The organism is Pedobacter nyackensis, from assembly GCF_032678475.1.
GTDB lineage: Bacteria > Bacteroidota > Bacteroidia > Sphingobacteriales > Sphingobacteriaceae > Pedobacter > Pedobacter nyackensis_A.
On record NZ_JAVTSF010000001.1, the window covers coordinates 1477263 to 1502690 of the forward strand.

Annotated in this window: 16 protein-coding genes; all 16 read right to left on the minus strand. The window is 38.8% G+C overall.

What is annotated here, in order from left to right; genetic code table 11:
* Positions 1-54: 54 nt before the first annotated feature.
* Entirely contained in the window at positions 55-657 is a 603-nt protein-coding gene (locus R2Q84_RS06000; protein WP_316815623.1) for an RNA polymerase sigma factor, read from the minus strand.
* Positions 658-797: 140 nt separating this feature from the next.
* Entirely contained in the window at positions 798-1982 is a 1185-nt protein-coding gene (locus tag R2Q84_RS06005; protein WP_316815624.1) for a thioredoxin family protein, read from the minus strand.
* 24 nt (positions 1983-2006) lie between these two features.
* Positions 2007-3203 carry a thioredoxin family protein gene (locus R2Q84_RS06010; RefSeq protein WP_316815625.1) on the minus strand — a complete coding sequence of 399 codons (1197 nt, stop codon included), beginning with the start codon at positions 3201-3203 and terminating at the stop codon, positions 2007-2009.
* Positions 3204-3270: 67 nt separating this feature from the next.
* Positions 3271-4710, minus strand: a complete 1440-nt coding sequence (locus R2Q84_RS06015; RefSeq protein ID WP_316815626.1) for a RagB/SusD family nutrient uptake outer membrane protein — start codon at positions 4708-4710, stop codon at positions 3271-3273.
* Between the two features lie 10 nt (positions 4711-4720).
* Positions 4721-8347, minus strand: coding sequence for a SusC/RagA family TonB-linked outer membrane protein (locus R2Q84_RS06020; RefSeq protein ID WP_316815627.1), 3627 nt, complete (start codon positions 8345-8347; stop codon positions 4721-4723).
* A gap of 245 nt (positions 8348-8592) precedes the next feature.
* On the minus strand, positions 8593-9759 hold the full coding sequence (locus R2Q84_RS06025) for a FecR family protein (RefSeq protein WP_316815628.1): 1167 nt from the start codon (positions 9757-9759) through the stop codon (positions 8593-8595).
* 52 nt (positions 9760-9811) lie between these two features.
* Positions 9812-10390: an RNA polymerase sigma-70 factor gene (locus R2Q84_RS06030; protein ID WP_316815629.1), complete on the minus strand. Its 579-nt coding sequence runs from the start codon at positions 10388-10390 to the stop codon at positions 9812-9814.
* Between the two features lie 92 nt (positions 10391-10482).
* Positions 10483-11613 (minus strand): TlpA disulfide reductase family protein, encoded by a 1131-nt coding sequence (locus R2Q84_RS06035; protein ID WP_316815630.1) that lies wholly within the window; start codon positions 11611-11613, stop codon positions 10483-10485.
* Between the two features lie 59 nt (positions 11614-11672).
* Entirely contained in the window at positions 11673-12593 is a 921-nt protein-coding gene (locus R2Q84_RS06040; RefSeq protein ID WP_316815631.1) for a hypothetical protein, read from the minus strand.
* Between the two features lie 22 nt (positions 12594-12615).
* Positions 12616-14073, minus strand: a complete 1458-nt coding sequence (locus R2Q84_RS06045; protein WP_316815632.1) for a RagB/SusD family nutrient uptake outer membrane protein — start codon at positions 14071-14073, stop codon at positions 12616-12618.
* 12 nt (positions 14074-14085) lie between these two features.
* Positions 14086-17601 (minus strand): SusC/RagA family TonB-linked outer membrane protein, encoded by a 3516-nt coding sequence (locus R2Q84_RS06050; RefSeq protein WP_316815633.1) that lies wholly within the window; start codon positions 17599-17601, stop codon positions 14086-14088.
* Between the two features lie 195 nt (positions 17602-17796).
* The gene (locus tag R2Q84_RS06055) at positions 17797-18990 is read right to left on the minus strand and encodes a FecR family protein (RefSeq protein ID WP_316815634.1); all 1194 of its coding nucleotides are present in this window, start codon (positions 18988-18990) and stop codon (positions 17797-17799) included.
* A 64-nt stretch (positions 18991-19054) separates the two neighbouring features.
* Positions 19055-19648, minus strand: a complete 594-nt coding sequence (locus tag R2Q84_RS06060; RefSeq protein WP_316815635.1) for an RNA polymerase sigma-70 factor — start codon at positions 19646-19648, stop codon at positions 19055-19057.
* 179 nt (positions 19649-19827) lie between these two features.
* On the minus strand, positions 19828-22356 hold the full coding sequence (locus tag R2Q84_RS06065; RefSeq protein WP_316815636.1) for a family 20 glycosylhydrolase: 2529 nt from the start codon (positions 22354-22356) through the stop codon (positions 19828-19830).
* Between the two features lie 144 nt (positions 22357-22500).
* The gene (locus R2Q84_RS06070) at positions 22501-23622 is read right to left on the minus strand and encodes an acyltransferase family protein (protein WP_316815637.1); all 1122 of its coding nucleotides are present in this window, start codon (positions 23620-23622) and stop codon (positions 22501-22503) included.
* A 20-nt stretch (positions 23623-23642) separates the two neighbouring features.
* Complete coding sequence (locus tag R2Q84_RS06075; RefSeq protein WP_316815638.1) at positions 23643-25427, minus strand: RagB/SusD family nutrient uptake outer membrane protein; 1785 nt, start codon at positions 25425-25427, stop codon at positions 23643-23645.
* Between the last annotated feature and the right edge of the window lies 1 nt (position 25428).

The following is a 25428-nucleotide window of genomic DNA, read 5'->3' on the forward strand; positions in this document are numbered from 1 at the left end:
TATATTACGATTGAAAAAAGAAATCATACTACTCTACAATAAAAAAAAGTTAAATTATTTTAATCCTTTGGTTAACATCACAGAAACTATGATGATTAAAGCATCCTGCGAATTAATCATTGCTGAACGAACACTTCTTAGTGCCCTTACCAATTGGTTGCCTACTGTTGCCGCAGAAATTCCCAGAATCTCTGCGGCCTCTTCATAACTCCGACCTTCCATTTTACAAAGATTAAAGATCTTTCGTTGCTGGGGCGGTAAATTATCGATTGCAACATTTAAAATAGCAGCAGTCTCTTTATGGAAGAAAACCTCGTCCACATGATTGTACAGTTCGGTACCAACGGCAACCAGATGGTTTTGCAGATTCAATTCCCGTGCAGCACGGCGGAAGAAATCAATTGCCAGATTCTTCGCAATACTAAAAAGATATGCTCCAATACTTTTATCTATATCTATGGATGCGCGACTATTCCAAAGCTTTACATAAAGATCCTGAAGCAGATCCATTGCCATATCTTCAGACTTCACCAATCTTAACAAATTGTTGTAAAGCCTGGCGCTGTGTAAGTGATAAATTTCCTGAAAAGCCTCATCATCCCCCTGCTTCAATCGAATCAGCAAATCCCTTTCATTCAATACCGTGGGTGAAATCATATCAAAGCTAGTTGTGGGTTCAGCAAATGTATAAAATTTCGGGTAAATCGGTGCCCGGCATAAACTTAAAGAAATCAAACGCATAAAAAAGGGGTTTCCAACTTATTGAAAACCCCTCTTTTATAATAATCTTAAACTTTTTACAATGCCTCTACCTCATCTACCAACTGTTTCGCACGGTTCTGGACTTTAGAGCCTAAGGCATCAGCCAGCAGCCAGGCTTTCTTTGCAGCTTTTAAACCTTCTTCCTTATTTTTCATATACAGACAGGTATAGGCAAAAGTAGAAACGACACCATATTCTTCAGGTGCAATTTCAACAGAACGTTTTGCCAATACATAAGCCTGCTGTAGGAAAGCCGCTGAAGCTCCTCCTTTAAACCCAGCTCTATTAGCCAGAAAGCTCAATTTCTCTGCTTCGTTTTTCAACTCATTTTTTAATGCTGCGTTGGTCAACTTCACATAATCATCAATTCTTCTTTTCCCAAGGTAATAATCAGCCTCCAGCATTACACCTTGTTTTTTACGATCTGCCTTACCTGATTTCCTGAAAAAGGCCAGTTTATCCATAAACGCCTGTTCGTCATCACCATTCATCAAGCCATAAATAGCACTGGTAATTAAGCGGTCTTTAAGTTGCTCCCTTTCTTCTTCCTTACTCCAGCTATTGTACCTATTCTGGTTGGCTATAAAGTGTGCACCTAATTTATCGTTTTCATTTCTTGCTAAGGTCTTAATTGCTTTCCAACCAAATTCAGTATTTAACTGCTCAACAGAAATACCATTAACAATATCGTTACCGATTTTTTCAGCAGCTGTTCTGTCTGTTTTATTCAATACCAGATAATAATCTAACAAAAAAGGAAGATCCCGTGCTCCGCTATTGTATTTCTGGCTCAGGGATACAAGACCATTTTTTGGATTAACAGCCCTTTTTCCTTCTTCCAAAAACTCTTCAGCAGACATTCTCGAACCTGTTCTATGAACAACTTCTCCTTTACTGTTTACAAACAAAAAAGTTGGGAACGACTTTACGCTGTATTTTTTAAGTAACTCAATACCTTCTCCTTTTTCCATATCAATTTTAACATTGATAAAGTTTCCGTTGAAAAAAGCAGCGACAGTTGGTTCAACAAACACATTTTTATCCATCCATTTGCAAGGGCCACACCAATCGGTATAGCAGTCTACAAATATTAACCTGCCAGTTTTTGCAGCCGCCTCAGTTGTTTCTTTCCAGGTCGTGTTCTGGTTAAACTGAATTTCATTTTGCGCATTTGCCTTAAATGCGACAAACAGCATAATTAAAGCACAAATTCTTTTCATTCCTTTTTCTTGGTTAGGTTATCCTTAAAGTGCTTCAACTTTATCCAATAGATCCTGTGCTAACTTTTGAATTTTAGAAGTCTCTGCATCTGCGAGGCTTCTTGATTTTTTCGCTGCAGCTAATGCTTCCGGTTTCTTTTTCATCGCCAGACATACCCAGGCAAAAGTCGACTGAATACTGTATTCTTCAGGTTCAATTGCTACAGCGCGTTTGGCCATTAAGTAAGCTTGCTTTTGAATAGCTGCTGGAGCCTGATCATTTACACCTTTCCCTCCAGATGCTCTTCTCGCCAGAAAACTCAGTTTCTCTGCATCATTCTTCAATTCATTTTTTAATGCCTTGCTGGTTACTTTCACATAGTCTTTAATCTTTCCGGTATTCAGGTAAAAATCAGCCTCCAACATTATACCTTGCTTTCTACGATCAATTTGATCAGAATTTTTAAAGTAAGGCAGTTTGTTCATAAAAGCTGCTTCATCTTTAGTATTGATATAGCCATACATGGTACTGGTTACCAAACGATCTTTAAGCTGGTTTAACTGGGTCTGACTACCCCATTTTGTATACACACTTTCATTAGCGATAAAATGTTTACCAAGTTTATCATTTTCAGTTCTTGCCAGTGCCTCAATAGCTTTCCAACCAAACTCCGTATTTAGTTCTTGTTCCGAGATTTTATTGGTAATCTCCTTTGCTATTTTATCGGCGTTGTTACGATCTGATTTACCCAGAACCAGATAATAATCTAATAAAAATGGCAGGTCGCGCGCTCCCTCTTCATATTTCTTACTCAAATACGAAAGATTTGTTGTTGGATTTGCGGCTTTCTTGCCCTCTGCTAAAAATTCTTCTGCAGACATCTTAGAAGCTGTTCTGTGTATTACCTCTCCTTGATCATTGATAAACAAAAATGTTGGGAAAGACTGTACATTATATTTTTTACGCAATTCAATTCCTTCTCCTTTTTCCATATCAATTTTAGCATTGATAAAGTTCCGGTTGTAGAAATCAGCTACAGCAGGTACAGTAAATACATTTTTATCCATCCATTTACATGGTGCACACCATGAAGTATAACAGTCTAAAAATATCAGTTTACGCTCAGCAGCAGCCTTTGCTTTAGTATCGTTCCAGGTAGTGGTCTGGTTAAATTTAATCCCCTCCTGGGCATTAGTGGTCAAGGCTGCAATCAGCAGAAACAAAAAGGTTAATGATCTCATAGAATTTGTTTTTAAAAATGCGAACCGAAGAGTTTTGGCTCTTCGGTTCGCGATAAATTGATTAATACTAGCGGCTGTAAACCGGAATGCCTGGATTAAGTGCCAATACTTTTGGTGGTATTGGTAAAACATAACGTAAGTCGTTTGGCGGCAAAGTGAACGTTGTCGTTTCCGTTTTATGCGTAACAGTTTTTGCAAAACGAGGATCTTTGTTCAAACGTTTAAGATCTACCAATCTGGTTATACCCAAATAAGGCATTTCTCTTCTTCTTTCGTTAAGTGCAATTTTTAAAGCTTCATCATTTGTAGCAGCAACTAATGGCACATTACCAACAATACGTGCAGTACGTAATTTATTTAGATGTTCGAGTGCTTTGTCTTTGCTTCCTACCCTGGCTTCACACTCTGCCGCGATTAAATACAATTCAGGGGTACTGAAACCTATATTAAACTCTACGTAAGCGCCCCATAATACTCTATCTTTAAAGGAAATCACTTTTGATCCAAAATTAGCTTCGTCTTTAAGGAAAAACAGCGAAAAACGCTTATCTACAGCTCCGTTAGGCAAATCTGCTTTATAGGTTGCTAACAAATCTTCACTTGCGTATACTTCAGTGAAAATACTTGAAGAGCTGGAGCCTGATGGCCTTACCAAAATGTTCTCCTTGTTATCTTTAATTTTAGGAAAAGCAACAGCAGCGTTATCTATTACCCTTCCCCAGGTACCCGCTTTCGTAGTATAAGTGCTATAATCAATCAAATCACTATTTAATTTCAAAGCCTCCTCAGCATTTTTTAACGCCTCAGTATAATTCCCCATATACAGATTTAATTTACTTAAAAAAGCATAACCAACACCCTTTGTCGGGCGGTACTTATGAGGCGCTGTTGTACCTAAATTAGGTAACGCTTCTTCCAGATCATTTTTTATCAACTGATAAACTTCTGCAACCGTATTTCTTGTATACTTCACATTAATATCTTCAGTTAAAATCAAAGGTACCCCAAGATCTGTAGCAGCTGTGGCAGGGTCATAATGTACTGCATAGGCATTTACAAGGTTAAAGTACTCAAAAGCTCTATTAATCTGGGCCTCAGCTTTTAGTTGCTTTCTCTTGGTTTCCGTACCATCAAGTACTTTTTCAACATTATTGATCACTGTATTGTAAACGAATATATGCTCATATGCTGGTTCGTAAAAGCTATCAAACTCTCCCGACTCCAGAAGTGCACCATGTTGAAATTCATACATTTTAAGCTTTTGTGGCGCATAATTTGCATAATCTGACGCCAAATTCACATCTCCTACTAATCCAGACTGAACATCATCAGTTAGAAAATTCGGATAGGCCGCAGAAACACTATATAATGATGGGTCATTTAAGAGCTTATAATAGTCATCATAAAATTCAGGGATACTATAGCCCTTTGGTTTTATATCCAGGTATTTTTTACAGCCTGAAAGTGCAACTGTTGCTATTAGTATGGTAATAAATATCTTTTTCATTAGAGTTCAATTAAAAGTTAGCAGATATACCGAATGAATAGGTTGTTGGGACAGCCATACCTCTTGATTGTGCTACATAAGAACGTGTAGCTGTATAATATGCCCCAGTCCATGATTCTGTATCCAGATTTTGTCTATTCGCGGCCCATCTCCACGGGTTTTGTACCTGGAAGCTGAAACGCATACTTTGAATATGATTTCTTTTCAGTAACTCATTTGCAAGGTTATAACTTAAGGTAACATCTCTCAACTTAATGTAATCACCCTTCTGAATAGACTGATGTCTCGCTTCCCAGATGTTGGTAATAGTTGAGGGTGCTGCACTTAAAAAGCCTGGTGCTATGCCTGGAATATTTTCATCACCAGGCTTCTTCCAGTAATTCAAAGCACTTCTTTCCATATTACTGGTATAGTTTAACTCAGCAAACTTACTTAGATATGGTGACTGCACTTCACGCATTACATGACCTCCATAATAAATAAACATAAAGAACAAGTCAAAATTCTTGTAACTCATGTTGTTCATTAATGAGGCTGCAAATGGAGGTGTTGCAGTGCCTTCATAAATCAGGTCATCTACAGATAAATCAGCAGTACTTTTAACTTCCCTACCATCTTTTGTCAAAGCAATTGGCCTACCCTTATCGTCCAATCCTTTATAACGCACACTATACAAAGCATCCATAGGTTTACCTAACCTATTTTGTGCTTTATCCAGGTATGAATACATGCTATTGTCCGACACGTCTAATTTCGTCAATTTATTTTTATTGTAATTGAAGTTTAAGCCGCTGCTCCATTCAAAATCGTTAGTGGTGATGTTCTTACTTTTAAAAGTAAAATCAACCCCACGATTGGTCATACTACCATAGTTCAATTTAACTCTATCCCAACCAATCGTCGGATCAGAAGCCATTTCGCCTAAAAGGTCACTCGTAGATTTGTTATAAAGCTCGATACTACCTGTAAAACGGCTTTTTAACAAGCTAAAATCAAGCCCTAAGTTGGTAACTTTTGTTTTTTCCCATCTTAAACCCGAATTTGGCGGACTGTAAATATATGCACGTGCCTCTTGCGTTTGAGGATTGGGACTTGTATAATCTTTTATAATCATATATGGACCGCTATCCTTTGGTATGTTACCGTTGATACCATAGGTAGCACGAACGGCAAGACGATCCAACCATTCATTTTGATTCTCTGACAAAACATATAAAGCGCCAGCAGACCAGAGTGGTTTATATTGATATTTAGGATCCGTACCAAATAAGTTGGATTGATCCATGCGGATGCTTCCTGTCAAGGTTAATTTACGGTCGTAAGTATATGAACCATTCGCATAAAAGGAAACATATCTATTTTCACGATTACTGAAACCTTTTTCCTTTCTATCATATATAAAATTGCCAAATAAAGATTCAGTTCCATCCACAGTAGTAGACAAAATGCGCTCATCAATAAGACCATAACTCAAACTATTATCGTTATAACCATATCTATAGACATTGTTTGAAGTAGCCAATACCCCGCGCTGTTCAGCACCTGCAATCACATCAATTCTATGTTTTTCACCAAATAATTTATTGAAATTGACTTGTCCACGCAAGGTATGTGAATTCTGATCAGCACGGGTTTCATCTACCTGTCCACCTATTGGAATCAGAAAAGAATGCCCAACCTGCAATTTTTTAGTTGCATTGTTAATCATCGTTTTCACGTCATAAGCATCTTTAGTCAAATACTGCTTAGTATAATTATCAGTTCTTTCTTTTTGATAAAGGACATTTACTGATAATCCATCAATGATTTTAAAGTTTGCTGCGAAATTTACGTTCAGGTAATTGCTGGTATTGTTGTAATGCTTTTTATTCATCTCATCAAGCGGTGAATAACTTTCATCCTGTAGACCTAAAGCATTCAGACGATCAATTTCAAACTGAGATTTAGAATTATACCAATTTGCATTTCTGCCATTTTGGTCTTTCAGCATGAAATACGACGCTTTACCTGCATTCAACAAACTCATACCCAATATACCATTGTCGTAGTCTTCATTTACCTTACTACTGATCACCCCAACATCAACCTTCATCCATTTCGTAAAATTGAAAGTATTGTTCAGGTTAAAACCAACACGGCTGGAACTTTGCTCACGCTCGTATGGATTGTTTAACATATAGTTACCACTTAAGTTATAAGTGTAGAAATCTGAACCACCTGAAAAGGAGATATTATGTGTCTGATTAATGGCAGCTCTACGAAGTAGGTTGTCAACTACCTGATCGTACCTATCGTTATTTCTGTAAGGCTCCAAAGCAGACTGCAATTGAGCCTCAGTAATAACTTTTTCCCTCGCATCGTAATACAATCTGTACACATCATTCATCGCTTTACGTGGATCAATTGCAGCATAAGATCCAGATCTGTAATTAAACATCTCTCTCTGAAAATCAACCAACTCTGAACTGCTCATCCTGTTCGCATAGTCGCGGTCAGGTAACGGTGTAAATTTAGCAATACCATTGTAAGCAATTCTTACCGGACCTTTTTTACCACGGCGGGTATTAATTACAATTACTCCGTTTGCAGAACGGGCACCATAAATAGAAGCTGCAGTAGCATCTTTCAAAACCGTGATCGTTTCAATGTCAGCAGCATTGATAGACTGGATATCCCCTTCAAACGGAGAACCGTCTACCACATATAATGGTTTCGCCTCCCCTTCCAGCGTAGATACACCACGAATACGAACTGAATTTTGAGTATTTCCCGCTGATTTATAACTGGTCAAACCAGCCGACATCCCTTCAATTCTGTCTAAGATATTAGCTTGCAACTTACCTTTCAAGTCTTTATCGGCATTGATCACCTCAATAGAACCTGCAGCACGTTCTTTTGGAATGTTCTGATAACCGGTTGATACAATAGCAACTTCAGCCAATTCAGCTGGATTAGGTTGTAAACGAATCGTCAATGGTGAAGCCTCTTTTACAGAAACTTGTGATGCAGTATAACCAACAAATGAAATTACCAATGTAGCTTTCTCATCCAGGCCTTTCAGTTCAAACTCTCCTTTTTCATTGGTAAGCACAGTTTTGGTCGTATTTTTAACCTGAACAGTGGCACCTGGAAGTGGCAATCCATTCTCATCCAAAACTTTACCTCTCACATCAATTGCATTCAGGAAAGTAGCTACTTTATCCAGAAATCCAATTTCCTTCTTTTTAACCAATACGGTTTTTTCAATGATCTTAAAAGTAAGATCCTGGTTTTCAAAACAAGCTTTTAAGGCTTCCTCCAGCGATGCCTTTTCTAAATTAAGGCTTACCGGTTTAGCACCCTTTAATAACTTACTGTTATAAAGAAAGGTGTAATTTGTTTGGTTCCTGATTGTTTTAAGTACCTCATTAAGGTCTGCATCTTTTTTATGCAGCGTAACAGTCTGACCAAAACCACTGGCCGCAGCCTGTATTAAGGTCATGGTAATCAAAATAGCAATAAGATTAATTCGCATAATAATCCGTCTTCTCGTAGCGGGATTCATAAGCGCGAAACACTTATAAATGCCCTTAAATAGTTTAAAATATGGCGCAAACCAAGGTTTGTCCATACCGTTTGAAGTATTAATAAAATACATACATTTGTAAGGTTTGGTTGATAATTTAAGAAGTTGTTACATGTTTTTCATCCTGATCTTCATCGGGATAAACTGAAAAAGGAATTAACCGAACATTGACAAGGACTGCAATCCGAGTCTATACCGGGTAAGGTGCTTCAACACTTTTCCCGGTTTTTTATTCAGTTACCTCAAGGTCGTACGCTACTTTGGTGGTAAATTTATTTTCATTCGTTTTTATTTAAGTTTTATTGATTAATTCTGATCTATCTGGAAACAACAATTCGCCTCTTGTTTCCCCCAAGGCTTTCTATACTAAATTTCACATCCAGATATTTTAACATATCTAAAAAAGTAGCGGCATTTACACTTCTGGAGACTTCACCACTAAATCTGATTGTTGGAATTTTCCCTTCATACACCACATCTACATCATACCATCTCGAAGCCTGGCGCATAATGCTGCTCAGCTCCGTATCATTAAATTGGAACATTCCATTTTTCCAGCTCATTATCTCGCCAACATCGGCCTTTACAATATTAAACCCTTGGTCACCCAATACAGCTTGCTGACCTGGCTTCAATATAACCTCAACAGGATTCCCTAAATTAGAACGATAATTAAACGGAAGTATTTTCACCGCGCCCTCCAACAGGGTGGTTCTGGTTTCCTGCTCATCTTTAAAAGCATTGATATTAAAGTGTGTACCCAATACTTCCAGATCCTGTCCGGTAGTCTTAACGTGAAAAGGACTCTGCTTATTCTTAGAAACTTCAAAATATGCTTCACCACTCAATTCAACTCTGCGTTCATTTGCAGCAAAATTTACAGGAAACCTTAACGATGAAGCTGCATTTAACCAAACCTTAGTACCATCAGGCAGATTTAACTGGTATTTACCTCCTCTAGGTGTGGCAATCGTATTGTACTCCATTTTTCCACCCTGGCTTTTTCCAGGCGAAACATTACTATTGTAAATAATTGTACCATCTGCGGCCTTGGTAATGGTTATACCCGATTGCTGAGCAATCTGACCACTGGCCGTTTCATTAAGAATAATTTTTTGCCCGTTAGAAAGTGTAAGAACCGCATCATTTTTACCGGGAAGTAGAGATGAAGCCAATTTAACCTGTTCCTCTTCTTTTTTTACTCCTTGCAGATAAAAAAACAAACCCAGCCCTGCCACAAATGTTACAGCAGCGGCAACTGCTACTTTAGGCCAAAGCCTGGTTCTTTTTACTACAGGTTCTTCCTGTTCCTGCAAAGCAGCCCATACTTTATCCAGATCTTTTACCTGTTCGTCAAAATCAATATCCTCAACAGCATCAAGCGGATAGCTTAAATGCCAGCTTTCCAACAAAGCTGCTTCCTCCTCTGTACATTTTCCTTCGAGGTATCTGTTTAATATTTCTTTTGCGTTTGCTTCTTTCATTTTATAGAGCGTATTTGTTTGGCTTATAATATGGAAGACAAATGAAAAATCCTTAGGGGGTAAATAAAAATAAAAAAATAATTAATCCCAGTTTAGACTTCAGAATTCGAAGTGCATGCTGGATGTGTTTACGAACCGTCTGCTCCGACAGCTCTAATTGCTCGGCAATTTGTTTGTGGCTTAAGTTCGATTTACGACTGAGCTCAAATACCTCCTTCATTTTAGCAGGAAGGGCTGATATTTGTTTCTCAATAAGTTCAGACAACTGTTTTTCGCGAATGCGATGATCAGTAACACAATGTCCTTTATTAATAAACTCCTGAAGGGAATCTATATACTGCGCTTCAAATTTCTTTTTTGAAACCCTATTAAAAATCTTATTCCTTAGTGAAATGTATAAATATCCCGATAGACTGGAACTGAACTGAATGGTTTCCCGTTTGTCCCATAGCACTGTGAAAAGTTCGTGAATGATATCCATCGCTTCTTCCCGGTCGCGCATCCATTTATAAGCATGGGTATGTAGCACCAACTTATACCTGTTGTAAATTTCAGTATAAGCCAATCTATCACCAGACTTGAGTAAGCCGAGTAGTTCAGTGTCTGACGTAGATTCGTAAATAAGCCCCATACCGCGATTTCGGCACAAAGGTAGCAAATATGGAGGAATTGAATAGAACCATTACCCGATCACTCCAACCGACCAGGTAATGGCTACCTATATTAAAGTAATTCTTCTAATTTTTTATGTAAGCCTTCAGCTCTTAAATTTGAAGCAATGATCTTTCCATCCGGTCCAATCAGGTAATTCTGAGGAATGCCTTTCACCCCGTACAATTGAGATGCAGCATTAGCCCATCCTTTTAAATCACTTACCTGGGTCCAGGTTAATCCGTCTGCTTTAATCGCATTTAACCAGTTGTCTTTTTTACCTGGCATATCTAAAGAAACACCCAATACAGTAAAGTTTTTGTCTTTAAACTTGTTATAAGCCGCAACTACGTTAGGGTTTTCTGCGCGACAAGGGCCACACCATGAAGCCCAGAAATCAATCAGTACATATTTTCCGCGGAAGTCAGATAACTTAACAGGTTTGTCGTTCTCATCATTTTGCGTAAAATCAGGAGCAATTGCACCAATTGCAGTAGATTTCGCAATGTTCATTAGTTTCACGAAATCCTCACCCGCTTTACTTTTCTTCAAACGATCGGAAAGCTTATTGAAAGCTGGCTCGACTGTAGGGATATCCATATCATATTCAGACATGTCTTTTAAAGACATCAGACTAAAATAAGAATCCGGGTTTTCAGCAATAAATATTTTCTGTAACCTGGCTTTTTCTGCTGCCGCAGGTTTATGACGTTCGCGAAAGCCTTTTACAAAATCCTCATTTTGCTTCTGATCCATGCTTGCAGCAGCCCATGCTTTATTTAAATCAGTAATGATTTTTTCAGGAGCTGCAATAGCTTTTTGGTAATGCTGATATTGAGTGTTAATAGCAGAACCCGAAACTATTGCATTTTTAACGGAATCCCTGGCGTCAACTTTCACATCACCCTTATCCAGATAAAGAGAAAGTACATCGGGATTTTTTGTAGCCTGACTGATCCCTGCACCGGTATGATCTAAGCTCAGCTTTGCAGCCAATGGTCCCGGTACCGTTCCCTTAAACGAGAATGCACCATTTTTTACCAGGGCTGAATCACTAACAGTTGATCCGGCGGTACGGTAGGTTAAATAAACTTTGGCTTTAGGGCCTGCTTTGGCAATTTTGCCGGCTAACTTAAATGGTTCGCTTTGCGCATTCGCCAAAGCCGGAACGGCACAAAGTAGAGTCAATAGTAATTTATTCATGTGTAATTGTTATTTTAAAATAGAAACCCGTACAATTTCTTGTACGGGTAGGGCGGGAATTATTTATATAAATCCAGCTGTTGTCTGTACTTATTACCTGCAGCCTGAATATCCCAACCATAACTTTTAAAGTACTTGATCAGGATCTCATACTTTTTTGTCCTCCTTTGATTATTATCCAGATATTTCTTTTTGATATTGTCATAAGATTCTGTCGTTAATAAGGTAAGCCATTGCGGAAAATCCGTTTCAAATGAGGAGGATCCTGAACCTTCAATAAAGCCGCCAATAAAAGCTAATTCCGCAAGTGCTGCATCTCTTTTGTCCTGATCTCGATCTTCCAAATAAGCATCCTGAATCTTTTTCGAAGCAACACCATTATCATAAGCCTTACCTGCCAATTCAAATCCTTCTACAGGAGTGTCCATCCTCAAAGTAATCATGCTACCGACGTTACTCCATACAGATCGTGTCAACACAGAATCTCTGTAATAATGGTTTTCCGGATCAATTACCGGTTGTGCATTTCTCATCTGATTTGGCCAACAAATCACAAGTCTGCTACGACCAAGTGCCTGAATATCCTTTGCCCACCAGGAACCGTTGTAAGTTTTCACAAAGAAAAATTCAAGTGGAAAAAATGACTTGCTATATTTTTCTGACACATTGGATAATAATTTCTGAGAATAAGTAATGACTGCCTGACGTTGATTCTCATCAATTTTTGTTGCACCAAAACGATTGCCAACATCATTAAAAAGAATAGCGTTGCTCACCTCTTTTGGATTTGTAAAATCCATACGGATCCATAATCCATAGCCATTAAAAGCAGCCTTTACAGCAGGATCAGCATTAGCAGGTGGTTCAAACTGTTGTACAATACCCAGATCTTCCGAAGCCACCGGACTTTCTTCTTTTTTGCAGGCAGTAAAAAGCATGGAAAGGCCTAAAACTGCGAAACTTATATTTTTTAATTTCATGATCATGATTTCTAAATAAACATTACCTTGGGTTAATTGGCATATCCGGACTATTGTTATATTCCGATGGTGGAATCTGCAACAAGTATCTTGGATCGTCTTTTTTCAAGGTATATACCAGTCCATTTTTATAATTGTGCGTAATTTGAGGCTTCCCTAAACGACGCAGATCCAACCAACGTAACCCGGCATCCATTGCAGTTTCAAGCCTTCGTTCTTCCAATACCCTTTTTAAGAGCGCATCATTGTCAACAAAATCAGCTGAGGTTAGAGGTACATATTTATTCTTTTTTATCCTGGTTTTCAACAAACTATTTAAGTCATTAATAGCTAAACCTCCTCTGTTCGACCTTACATAAGCTTCAGCCCTAATCACATAAGCCTCACTTGATTTTAACCCTATGAAATAAGATGGATTTTCCTGCTTTGCAAACATATTATACATCGTAGCCCCGGTCTGTGCACCTTCCGAAGTATTAGGAATTGCAAAAGAATCAAAAATATACTGCCTGTAATCCGTCAGGTCACCATAACGCTTAGTCAGATTAAGCAGCTCCTCTGTAGGTTTACCAGCACCAGTACCAAAATAGAACAGGTTATTATTTGCCTTTCCACCCATGTAAAACAAAATTTCATTTTTGTAGTCAGTATCAATAAATCCTGTTGTACCAGTAAAAGCATATGAGTTACCTTTAGCATCTATATGTGGCTGTAAAGAATTCAAATCAGCAAGCGTACTTCCACCAATTGTCTCAGAAGCAGCATCAATAGCAGCCTGATAATTCCCCATAAATAGCATTACTCTGGCTTTTAGCAATTGTACAGAGGTATAATTGAACCTGAACTTCCCTGCATCCGGCTTAGCAACCAACAAACTTGAAGCCTGTTCAAGATCTGCCGCAATCTGCCCCCAAACCTTTTCAATAGTTTCGCGAACATTATTACTTTTATTGGCATTGATGTCTTCTGCAGTTAATGGCATCGGCACCCCTGGCAGCTGAAGATGTGCCGAAGTATAAGTATCAGCATATAAATTGATGAGATAGAAATAATTGAATGCTCTAAGCGCATATGCCTCACCTTTTACTTTTTCATAAAGCTGACGATCCTGGGCATCCGGCGTACGTGAATTTAAATTATCAAGTACTGTATTTGCATAAAAGATCGACTTATACATAAGTCCCCAATATTCATCTTGTTGAATACCATCAAGCAACATACTTGATGCCCATACAAACCAGGGCTCCTCTGCACGTGTTAATGTATAAGTGGTGACTAAATTTACCATTGCATTATCCGTCATCAGCTCTGTTCTATAATAAAAATCCTTTTTAGGATAACCACCAATAAGTACAGATTCATAATCTTTAATGGTGACTGGCATCATACTGTTAACGGGTTTAATATCTAGCAGTTTATTGCAGCTGCTTAAAGCAATTAGCATGAATGCCAATGTGTTTATAAAAAATATTTTCTTCATAGCTGTTAATGATTAAAACTGAACGGATAAACTGAGTGAATATGCCCTTGAGATCGGCAAAAAGGTATTGCCAAATGAAACCACACCTTCCCGGGTGTCACTATATTTAGACATAGAACCTGTCGATTCCGGGTCTTGGCCTTTTAGCCTACTATTTCTCCAGGTATAAAGGTTACTGCCTTGCAACATAAACCTGATGTTCTGAATACCATTTGCCCTTAATCTCGGTGTAAATAAATCATAAGCTAGTGAGAGGTTTTGTAACCTGACAAAATCGCCCTTTACTGTTCTTAAAGTACTTCTATCGTACATATTTCCATTGTACGGTGATGATCCGGTTACCGCTAACTCAAAAGGATCTTTTTCCAGCACTGGAATGTCTGTTTTAAGCTCATCACCAGGTTGTTTCCAGCGATCAACCCATTCTTTCGCCATATTTTGGGTAGCCTCCGGGTAACCTAAAGCCCAACCTTGTGATAAATTCCTTAGTCTGATTACATTACCAAAACTTCCAATAAATAAAGTCGATAAAGTAAATTTGTTGTAAGAAAAAGTATTGGTAAAACCACCTTGAACAATTGGCATGGTAGTTCCTGAATACTCAAGCCCTTTGACATTTCTCATTCCATACAGAACTTTTTGACCTTCCTTTTCAGTATAAAAAGTTGCCCTTCCGTCCGAATTAAGACCCGCATAACGGTAAGACCATAATCCATTAATAGGCTTACCCACCACTGCTGCAGATGAATAGTTTGAACGTTGGGCATCGGTCAGACTACCCACAGTTGGAATAGAATATACCTCTAAAACTTTATTTTTGTTATAACCAAAATTGACGTTTGTAGACCAACGGAACTTTTTAGTATCTATATTGATTGAACTTAGCGAAAACTCCATCCCGCGGTTTTGCATGGATGCCCAATTCACCTGAACGGTATTAAAACCTGTTACCTGTGAAACTTCTTTACTACCCAATAAATCTACCCCCTTTTTATTATAGTACTCCAGTGATCCTGTAAGTCTGCGTTTCCAGAAACCAAACTCCAATGCCGCATTTGTGGTGTAATTCATTTCCCATTTTAACGTTGGATTTTTAGGTGCTGTAATGTTTAAATAACCCTCGGTACTGATCACATCTACCGTACCTACATTAGCGACAAGATCCGAATAGGCTTGTGAAGCGACATTACCCTGACTTCCATAAGATCCTTTAAGCGTTAAATAGCTTAACCAATCTTTATCTCTTAAAAAAGCCTCTTCTTTAAGCTGATAATTTAACCCCACTGCCCAAAGTGGCTGAAACAATTCATTTGTTTTTACACCAAACCTGTTCGAACCATCTGTACGTGCATTCAAACTAATGGAATAGCGGTTATCATAGGTATAACTTGCCACTCCAAAATAAGATACAGCAGCAGTTTCGTTTAAGTTTTCAACCCAATATGGCTGCCCCATATATTTCATTAAATCGAATTGAGGTATCTGTTGATGTCCCCTATCGTGTGCATATCCATAAATTTGAGTAGCCTCTTCTTCATATTTTGAAGTCCGGATTTCCTGACCTGCCATTACGTTTAAATAATGAACATCATTGAATACAGGATTATAAACCAGCTGATTTCTAAAGGTAATTGAGCCGTTATACGTATTTTTATCTTTTCTATACCCCCCGGCAGTCCATATAGGCTGGTAAATATAGTTTATGGTGGTAAACATATCTTTTTGTCTACCCTTAACAAAATAACTATCTTCTGTAGCCACGTCCTGATCAGTGGTATGCTGCTTTGAGTAGGCAAATAATCCAGAATAAGTTAAATCTTTAGTTAATTTCCATTCTAAATCCAAGGTACCACGCATCCCAAAATTTCTGGAATTCCTCCATCCTTCTTCTCTGTTCTCTAGAAAATTGTATTTTAAACTATTATAATAAAGATAGTTGTAAGCCCCGTTTTCATCAAAAGCCCGCTGGGCACGTGTTGTATAAATGGCCCATTCATATGGATTTTCCCTGGAATCCGTTGCAAAAAAACTCTTGTTATCACGTGCATTTACATCTAACATTATCCCCAGGCGAATATTATCTTTAAGTCGTGTAAAAACTTTTAATGATCCTGTATATGTTTTTTGTCCAACTCCTTTTGCGGTAGCCTTATCATCCAAATAACTGCCCGATGCATAAAAAGTTGTTTTTTCATTACCTCCTGAGACGTTAATGCTATGACGTTGCGTAAATGAATTTCGGAAAAGGTACTTAAACCAGTCAGTATTTACTTCTTCTAATTCTTTTACTTTATCTTCAAACTGGGCCCAGCTAATTTTCCTGTCGTTAACATCTGCAAAATAACGCTCAAAATCAGTAGCGGTACCATATTCTCCTGCTTTAGGCGAAGTGGCATTCAGTATCCCTTTGCCCAACATCTCCATGTTTACATCGATGCGGTCTTTCGAGTTCATCATATAAGCATCTTTGATTTTAGGTCGCTCGCCTACTGAAAAATTAGTGGTATAATTGATTCTGGTTTTTCCCGCTGTACCTTTTTTAGACGTAATTACAATTACTCCATTTGCAGCCTTTGTGCCGTAGATAGCAGTCGCCGCAGCATCTTTTAACACACTAATGGTTTCTATATCATCTACGTTAACGCCGCCGATACCTGAAGCAATCAGGTTACGGTTATTCAAAATATCATCTACCGACCCGTTCACTGCGTCCTCAAGTATCACACCGTCAACAACCCATAATGGTTGAACATTTCCTGAAATTGTAGAAGTACCACGAATCCTGATTTGAGGGACTGCACCCGGAGCACCTGAAGTAGTCATTACCGTTAGTCCAGGAACTTGTCCTTGTAACAATTTATCAATATTGGGCTGATAAACAGATTGCAAATCTTTAAGTTGAACCGTTGTAATTGAAGCTGTTAATGTTTTTTTGTTTAAAGACTGATATCCGGTCACCACTACATCATTAAGGTCGCTTTCTGATACTGTCATTTTAACATTCACAGTAGTTCGCTGTTTAACTAATTCCTCAATTGGCTTATAACCTATGTATGAGAAGACTAATACCGCGTTTTGATCAGGCACCGTGATTTTAAACTGGCCAGAATTATCTGTTGCTACAGTTACCCTTGTTCCTTTTAGCTTGACACTTACTCCCGGAAATGGCTGTCCACGCTCGTCAAGCACTTTTCCAGTGATTTCTATAGCCGCTGGTGACAACGCTTCCGTATTTTCTTTCTTCTGGACAACCACCATTTTCTGTGTGATTACATAGGAAATAGGCTGATCCTTAAATAAAACTTCAAGGGCTTCCTGAAGTGTAACGTTTTTAAGTTTTACATGAACAGGCTTAGTCCCTTCCAGTGCCTGAGCAGTATATACGAAATTATAACCACTTTGATCCTGCAACTGTTTAAAGACGCGACTCATTGTGATATTGGTTTCAGAAATTGTGATTTTCTGCGCAAGGCTACTTGCACTTACCTGAAACAAAAAGGCAGTTATAATAATAGTGGTTAACTTCATTATCCGCAATATTTGGGTGGGCACAAAAGCGGGCAGCTTGCGCCTAATGACATTATAAAAATTCATTACATTTGTTTTGGTTTGGTTTGTTGATAAACTGTTTTCTGCAAATTATTGAGTAATCCAAACCTACGTCAGATCCCGATGGCAGTCGGGTCTGGCTTCTTTTTTGGATTACAGTTGTGTGGAGTAGATTTACGGCATAACTACAATCCTCCTTCCTTCAACTTTAAAATGAACTGTTTTGGTAAGTTCGAGAATCGCTAATGCTTCCGAGACATTCTTAAAACGAGGTACCGTACCTACAAAATCATTGTCTGTTATTTTACCCTGATATATGATTTCTACATTATACCACCTGGAAATTTTGCGCATAATGCTTTCGATCCCTTCGTTAGCAAATACGAAGTTCCCATTTTTCCAAGCCACCGCTTCTTCTGTATCTACAGTTAGTGTTTTCAATTTCTGATTACCGAGTATGGCTTGTTGTCCTGGAGATAGGATGACATCATCCTTTAAATGGACGTTTCCTCTATTTGTAACCTTTACAACGCCCTCTAAAAGAGTAGTCTTTGTTTCAGGCTCGTCATTGTATGCATTGACATTAAAATGGGTGCCTAATACTTCAATCTCCTGGGTTCTCTGTCCATCACCAATAGAACTCACAACCTTGAAAGGTTGCGTTTTATTCTTGGCTACTTCAAAGTAAGCTTCGCCGCTAAGCTCAACTTTACGATCTTTTAATTTCGCAAAAGTTGTAGGGAACTTCAACGCTGAAGCAGCGTTAAGCCATACTTTAGTGCCATCCGGCAAATTCACCTGATATTGTCCTCCTCTGGGAGTTGTAATTGTATTGAAATTCAATTCGTCGTCATTTCTTTTTTTATCTGCATCCAAAGTATAAACTAACTGTCCATCCGCCGCCTTAACGATATTTACTCCGCTGGTGTTCAAAAGTTCTCCCTGATCGGCATCAGTAAGGGAAATTTTAGATCCGTCGGCAAGCGTCAATACAGCATCATTCCCTCCCGGGGCGATATCATTTGCATATCCTGGGTTAATTTTATCCTGACTTGATTCCGACCCATAAAACCAAAATCCGATACCAATTGTAATAAGAATTGCTGCTGCAGCTGCCCACTTTGCAAATGACGATGATATTATTCTTTGGGAACTACGCTTGTCAACAGATACTACCCTCTCCAGCAAAGCATTCCAATCTTCGTTTTCTGTTACAACCGAAGGCACCTGTATATTTATCATTTCAGCGATAGTATCAGCAACCTCGGGCTCCCTTCTATCTGTTAATTCAAGTAATTCCGCTACTTCAGCCTTGCTGAGTTTTCCTTCTTCAAACCGAAGCAACAAGTAATTTATTCTGTTATTCATAAGACTCTGCTACTAAGAAACCAGAAACACCAATAAGGACTATCGGTGCTGAAACTTTTTTTATTTATTTTAATAAAGCGATATAAGTGAGTGCGGAGAGCACTATTCCATTTTTATTTAAATGTTCTCGTATAGTTTTAAGCGAAATTACGAGTGCGTTTTTAATCGTATTAGGAGAAAGTTCAAGTGCGGCAGCAATTTCCGGGATATTCATACCTTCCGATCTACTCATGAGATAAATTCTTTTACGTTGTCCAGGCAATCTATCAATCGCCTGCCCGACCAGATAATTGACGTCATTTAAATTGAGGGTATCTATCGTATCGTTGCTCTCTTTCGGGTACTCAATCCCGAGGTTGTCGATTGCTCTCGCCTCCTTAAGTTGTTTGCGGAGATAATTCAGGCACTCGTTAGATGCAAACTTATACAACCATGATTTTACATTTTCAATATCATCAAGCTTTTCCCTGTTTAGCCATACTCTCAAAAAGGTATCCTGAATAATTTCTTCTGCGGCATCTGAGTTTTTGGTAAACTTTAATGTAAAAGGCTTCAAAACGGGGAGGTAACGATAGAAAAGTACCGCAAATGCCTGCTCATTGCCTTCGGCAATTTGCTTCAATAGCAAGCGCTCTTCATTATTTCCCGATGATACCATCCAATTATTTTATGGACTTGAAATGTCCCCCCAATGTTAAATAAATATTTTTAATTCATCAGCATGTCTTAAAATTTTATCTGTGTGCGACACAGACTGTTCATAGCAGACACAAAAAAAGGGTATACCATAAAAATGATATACCCCTACTACATAAATATGAGAACTTAAATTAGGACTTATTTATTAAATACTTTAACTGCACGCCCTCCTTTTCCTGTTGCAGTAAACACGCGGAATTGTAATGTTCCTTTTGTCTGCACAGGTTTCGAGTAAACAGCGCTTTTTGCCGTTGGCATAGAACCGTCGGTTGTAAAACGGATCACCAGACCTGGTAAATTCACATTAGCCTTTACCACTCCATTTTCAACCGATACCCCAGGTGCTGGAATACGGTAATTATATCCACCCGAATAATAAGTCATTCTTGGCATTTCCTTTTTACCAACTATATTGGCAAACTCAGACCAGGCCTGGCTGTACAATTCTGCACTTCTAGCCGAATCTTCTGTTGTTGCCCATTCCGGGTCTTTGGCCCAGGCTCTTTCTGCAACGCCAAAAAGTTTAGGCAGCAACAGGTATTCAAACCTTTCAGGACTTGTAATGATCTCGCTCCACAATGGTGATTGCATCCCTACGATATTTGACTTCCCAAATTCTGTAAGTTTTTCTTTGCCCGCTAATGCGGTCTTGTCAATCGGGTTACCACGCTCATCTTCTTTTATATTCTTATACATATCATAAGGAATAAAATAAAAAGGTTTATCAACATCCAAATAACCACCCCAGTACTGTCCGATTTCCTCAAAGCTTTTGGTAGTGGCCATATCCAGGTATAGATTAGTTACCGGGGTCAGCACAACTTTATAGCCTGCATTTGCCATTTTATAAGCAAGATCTTCGTTTCCTTTTAAATTATTCCATACATCAGCATGAAAGTTTTCTTTGGTAAAACGCTCGTCCAATACCATTTTCTTTTGACCGTTTACCAGTGCTTTTCGCAAACCAATTTCTTCCCAGCCAGACAAATACAAGCCTTTAGATTTAAGCATGATGTTGATTTTATTAAAGTAATAATACCACATTTCATCAACTCCATTTATTGAAGTATCCTTATTCAACAGGTCAGCAACAGCCGGAGATTTTTCCCATACACCAACAGGTACTTCATCACCTCCAAAATGAACTGTAGCTAATGGTGCACCCGCAGCATCATACATTGCACGCATTTCATCGACTACCTTTTCCAGGAAAGTATAGGTAGATGGAAGCGCTACATTGATGATGTTATCATTAAAACCCTGAATGGACTCATATACCGACTTGTCATTTAAATCGCGCAATAAAAAACGTTCTGCTTCTTCTTTTTTACCTTCTTTCATTAAACGCGCATACCTGGCGTCCATTGATTTAATAGCAGCGCGAGCATGACCAGGCGTTTCAATTTCCGGAACCACACGAATGTGACGAGCAGTAGCATACTTCAGGATTTCAATAAAATCAGCTTTTGTATAAAATCCACTTCCAGAATTTACTTCTTTATCTGCACCAGACCCATATGATGGCATAATACTAGTCAGCTCAGCTATAGAATGTCCGCGTTGTGAACCTACAGTGGTTAGCTCGGGTAAACCCGGTATCTCCAGTCTCCAGCCCTCATCATCATTCAAGTGAAAATGAAGTACGTTCATTTTATAAAGTGCCATCACATCCAGAGCTTTCAAAACCTCCTTTTTAGATTGAAAATTCCGTGCAACTTCCATCATAAATCCCCTGAATCCGAACCTTGGCGCATCTTCAACTTCTACAGCCCTCACCGAAATTTCTTTCTGAATACCTTTCAAGACAGCAGCAGGAAACATCGTTTTTAAAGACTGTAATCCATAAAATGCACCTGCAGCATCAGGAGCCGTAATCAGAATCCTTTGGGGGGTCACGCTTAAAGTATACGATTCAGCTCCCTTTACAGTTCCTTTTTTAAGTATAACTGCATTACTGCCTCCCGTTTCTTTTACCAATGGCTTTTTACCAAAAATACCAGCCAGTTCATTTGCAAACAGCACCGCTTCTTTTTTAAATGCATTATCGGCAACAATCGACACTGTCGGTTTTAGCTGAAAAGTACCATCCGTTTCACGATAGGAAACTGGCGTTGGAAACACTTTAGGCAGCTTTGCCAAAGGAATGTCTTTGATTTCTTTGTTTAAATTAAATGCATGAGCTGCAACTTCAATTTCTCTCGTTTCTACCCTTGCCTTTGGATGAATATTGGTAAGGCCAATGTTATATCCTTTTGCAGGGGTTTTATCCCATACCAGGTAAAAACCCCAGGACAGATCTGTTTTATTTTTAACTTCAGTAGATAAGACATTGATCTTGATCGCTGCACCCGGCCCTAAAGACTTAAATCCATTTAAGGGGTTCAACTTAAATAGATCACCATTTACATGGCTTATTTTAGCCTTTCCCTCACTTCCCTCAGCAACATCAAGCGGCCTGGAATTAAAATAAATCGTCCAGCCAGCACCAGGTAATGTTTGTTTTCCTTTGTTTGAGAATGTTATTTCTGACAAAGTTTTACCTGAAACATTGTCTAATACCTTACGGGTAATGTGAAGGTCTTTCACGTTGAACTCAGGTACAGCCTGTGCAAAAGCGATTGCCAGATTGCAGCACATGACGAGAGTTAAAATACAAATTTTCTTCATTTGGTTAGTTTTTAAAAGCGTATATGTATTGAATAACTGAATTCGAGCAAAAAATCATAATCACTTATCATTCACATTTTTACCTACATTAAAAAACAAATTTAATAATATAATTGAATTAACGTAAAAAATTACAAAACTCCGTTAAACACGTATATATATTTTTCTTTTATCAAGAACATAGCCCACACACCAACAAATCAGCATAAAACAGATGGCAAAAAGCAATGAACCAAGAGGCCCCGGTGCGATAACCTGAAAAAAACTACGATTAATCCAATTGACAAAATCAGCATTAGGAAAGAGTATACGAATGGTTGTGAGTAAAATTTCTGACACGATATAAATAAACAATGGATTTTTGCCAAAAACAGTAAAAAAACCAGTCCATTTGGTATAACTCTTTACTTCTATAACATACATCAGGGAGCCGATAATAACCAGGTCAAGCCCACACGTAATCAATACAAAGGGGCTTGTCCACAGTTTTTTATTAATCGGAAATACCGGGTTCAGACAAATAGCCAGCAGAACCAATAATCCCCCTGTCAGCAATAATTTGGCAATACTCTCGTATCCCTTACCTCTTTCCTGAATAAACCGGCCAGCGTAATAACCGATAATAACATTAACACAAGCTGGGATTGTACTTAATATTCCTTCAGGATCAAACGCAATTCCCTCTCCATGATACAGGTGTTTATCGCCCAGAAGGAACAAATCCAGGTACTGACCTGCATTGCCTGTCATACTAAAAGGATCTGTTGTATTCCCAAATAGAAGTAACAAAAGCCAATAACCAACTAAAAACAACACGCTGATCACAATTACGCTACGTGTACTGAGGTAATGGATTAAAAGCGATGCTATACCATAACAGATTGCGATACGTTGTAAAACGCCAAAAATTCTTGTGTTCGCTATGGGAGATAAACTGATACCGCCATTTTCATTATAGCTAAAAAAAGGGAACCAATACATTAGGTAGCCCAAAAGAAATATAAGGAGCATCCGCTTAAATATTTTCATCAGAACGGCTGAATTTTCCATCTGTGCAAATTTCTTCATCGAAAAGCTCATCGCATTCCCCACTGCGAATAAAAAAGAAGGAAATACAAGATCTGTTGGTGTAAAACCATGCCATGCTGCATGTTCCAGCATGGCAAAAGGTTTGGCTCCGCTACCCGGTGTGTTCACGATAATCATGAAACATACGGTCATTCCCCTAAATACATCAAGGGACAAAAAACGTTGTGGTTGGTTCATTTAGTTGGTTATATTATGGGTTAATTATATCCTGGATTTTGTTTTAAAACTGCTGCACTTTGAACCTGACTTAAATCGATCTGCCGCTGTGGTATCGGGTAATAGTCATGTTTACCTTTAACAAACTTACCTTTTCTTACATCCGAAGTAAATTGTCCCTGATAACTAAAATAGGCATTTAATTCCTGTTCCGCTATTCCCCATCTTACAAGGTCAAAAAAGCGGTGTCCTTCCATAGCCAGTTCTATTTTCCTTTCATAATAAATAGCTTTTAGGGCTTCTTCTTTCCCTCTGATTACGAAATCTCCCGGAGGATAAGAGTTTATCTTATAATTGGCAGCCGGCACATTAGAAAATCCGGCCGAAGGATTTGCATTGTCTTTATATTTGTAAAGCCAGGTTACTGGATTTGCAGCCCTTGCCCTCACCAGATTAACATACTCCTCTGCTTTACCCAAACCGCCTGTCTGCGCCTCACATTCAGCAGCCATTAACAATACATCAGCAAACCTGATAATTGAATAGTTTATAGCAGTACCAGGGGCCCAGGTTCCCTGATCACCATCCGTATCTGCACTTTCACTCCAGTAAACGTTCTTTTTGGGGCCATAAGGTCCACCATAACTCTGGTCCCTTGCCCAGGGCTTCCCTGGATAAATTCCCCAATCGTGATATGGAATTCCACGTCGGCCAACTGTCCAGTCTAAACGCGGATCAAGCGTCCCGGCATCAGGAGTAAATGGTTGATTGCCCTCTATCCCCATATCCGTTTTCACAGGGAAATCATTATAGTTCGAAATATAAGGTAAACCTGTTTGAGGATTGGTACGAAAATGATTAACCATGTCAATAGATGGTTGAAAAAAACCGCAGCAGCTAAACGGACTACCATCGCCATAAGGGAAATTCAACATATCTCCGTTATTTGCGTGTGAAGGTCCTGAAGCATCTACATTTGCAGCCATCTGAATAACAAATACCGCTTCCGGATTATTTTCACGGCTTGGTCTCCAGTTGTCTTCAAACTCTTCGTTCAGCTCATACTTGAGTCCTGAGCTGGTGGTTCCCGATGTAATTACCAGATCAAATATCGGCTTCGCTTCTAAATATTTATGCTGGTACAAATATGCTTTGGCAAGGTACGCGCCTGCTGCCCATTTATTTGCACGACCTATTTCCGGCTGTGTGGGTGGAAGGTTTTCATAGGCGAACTTTAAATCGGCTTCTATTTTAGGCCATAAATCCAGGTTATTAGGCTGATTAAAGACAGTAGTACCTTCATCTATCCATGGCACCATGTTCCACATTTTTTTAAGCTCAAAATAATAATGCCCGCGAAGAAAACGTGCCTGCCCTTCAATATTTTTCCGTTCATCGTCTGTTAAATCAGTGGCCTTAGCTAAAAATTTCAACACGTTGTTCGTGCGAACCACACATTCAAACAGTGCTTTCCATTTCCCATTGTACAAAATGTTATTGGCATCTGAGTAAAAGTTAGCTATCGGATCTATCGCCGGTTGATCGGCACCATCACTACCTTTTGAAGCATCGCCACCAGCTACAGCACCAAACACCCAGTTTGTCGGCGATACCTGCCATGCATCACCGCCGCCCAGCGCCCGGTCTCCTCCTTCCATAAAATCGAGTGCGGCGTATGCACCAATAAGCAACCCGTTAACTCCATTTTTATTAGCGATGATATCCTCACTAAGCGAACCAAGAGGAGGTTGCTCCAATGCCTTTTTACATGCGTAAAATTGTGTTGTAAAAAACAGTACAATTAATATATATGCTGATCTTTTCATG

Excerpts from the sequence above, each read along its gene's own strand:
- R2Q84_RS06000 (WP_316815623.1), bottom strand. The coding sequence starts at position 657 with ATGATTTCACCCACGGTATTGAATGAAAGGGATTTGCTGATTCGATTG.
- R2Q84_RS06005 (WP_316815624.1), bottom strand. The coding sequence starts at position 1,982 with ATGAAAAGAATTTGTGCTTTAATTATGCTGTTTGTCGCATTTAAGGCA.
- R2Q84_RS06010 (WP_316815625.1), bottom strand. The coding sequence starts at position 3,203 with ATGAGATCATTAACCTTTTTGTTTCTGCTGATTGCAGCCTTGACCACT.
- R2Q84_RS06015 (WP_316815626.1), bottom strand. The coding sequence starts at position 4,710 with ATGAAAAAGATATTTATTACCATACTAATAGCAACAGTTGCACTTTCA.
- R2Q84_RS06020 (WP_316815627.1), bottom strand. The coding sequence starts at position 8,347 with ATGTATTTTATTAATACTTCAAACGGTATGGACAAACCTTGGTTTGCG.
- R2Q84_RS06025 (WP_316815628.1), bottom strand. The coding sequence starts at position 9,759 with ATGAAAGAAGCAAACGCAAAAGAAATATTAAACAGATACCTCGAAGGA.
- R2Q84_RS06030 (WP_316815629.1), bottom strand. The coding sequence starts at position 10,390 with ATGGGGCTTATTTACGAATCTACGTCAGACACTGAACTACTCGGCTTA.
- R2Q84_RS06035 (WP_316815630.1), bottom strand. The coding sequence starts at position 11,613 with ATGAATAAATTACTATTGACTCTACTTTGTGCCGTTCCGGCTTTGGCG.
- R2Q84_RS06040 (WP_316815631.1), bottom strand. The coding sequence starts at position 12,593 with ATGAAATTAAAAAATATAAGTTTCGCAGTTTTAGGCCTTTCCATGCTT.
- R2Q84_RS06045 (WP_316815632.1), bottom strand. The coding sequence starts at position 14,073 with ATGAAGAAAATATTTTTTATAAACACATTGGCATTCATGCTAATTGCT.
- R2Q84_RS06050 (WP_316815633.1), bottom strand. The coding sequence starts at position 17,601 with ATGAAGTTAACCACTATTATTATAACTGCCTTTTTGTTTCAGGTAAGT.
- R2Q84_RS06055 (WP_316815634.1), bottom strand. The coding sequence starts at position 18,990 with ATGAATAACAGAATAAATTACTTGTTGCTTCGGTTTGAAGAAGGAAAA.
- R2Q84_RS06060 (WP_316815635.1), bottom strand. The coding sequence starts at position 19,648 with ATGGTATCATCGGGAAATAATGAAGAGCGCTTGCTATTGAAGCAAATT.
- R2Q84_RS06065 (WP_316815636.1), bottom strand. The coding sequence starts at position 22,356 with ATGAAGAAAATTTGTATTTTAACTCTCGTCATGTGCTGCAATCTGGCA.
- R2Q84_RS06070 (WP_316815637.1), bottom strand. The coding sequence starts at position 23,622 with ATGAACCAACCACAACGTTTTTTGTCCCTTGATGTATTTAGGGGAATG.
- R2Q84_RS06075 (WP_316815638.1), bottom strand. The coding sequence starts at position 25,427 with ATGAAAAGATCAGCATATATATTAATTGTACTGTTTTTTACAACACAA.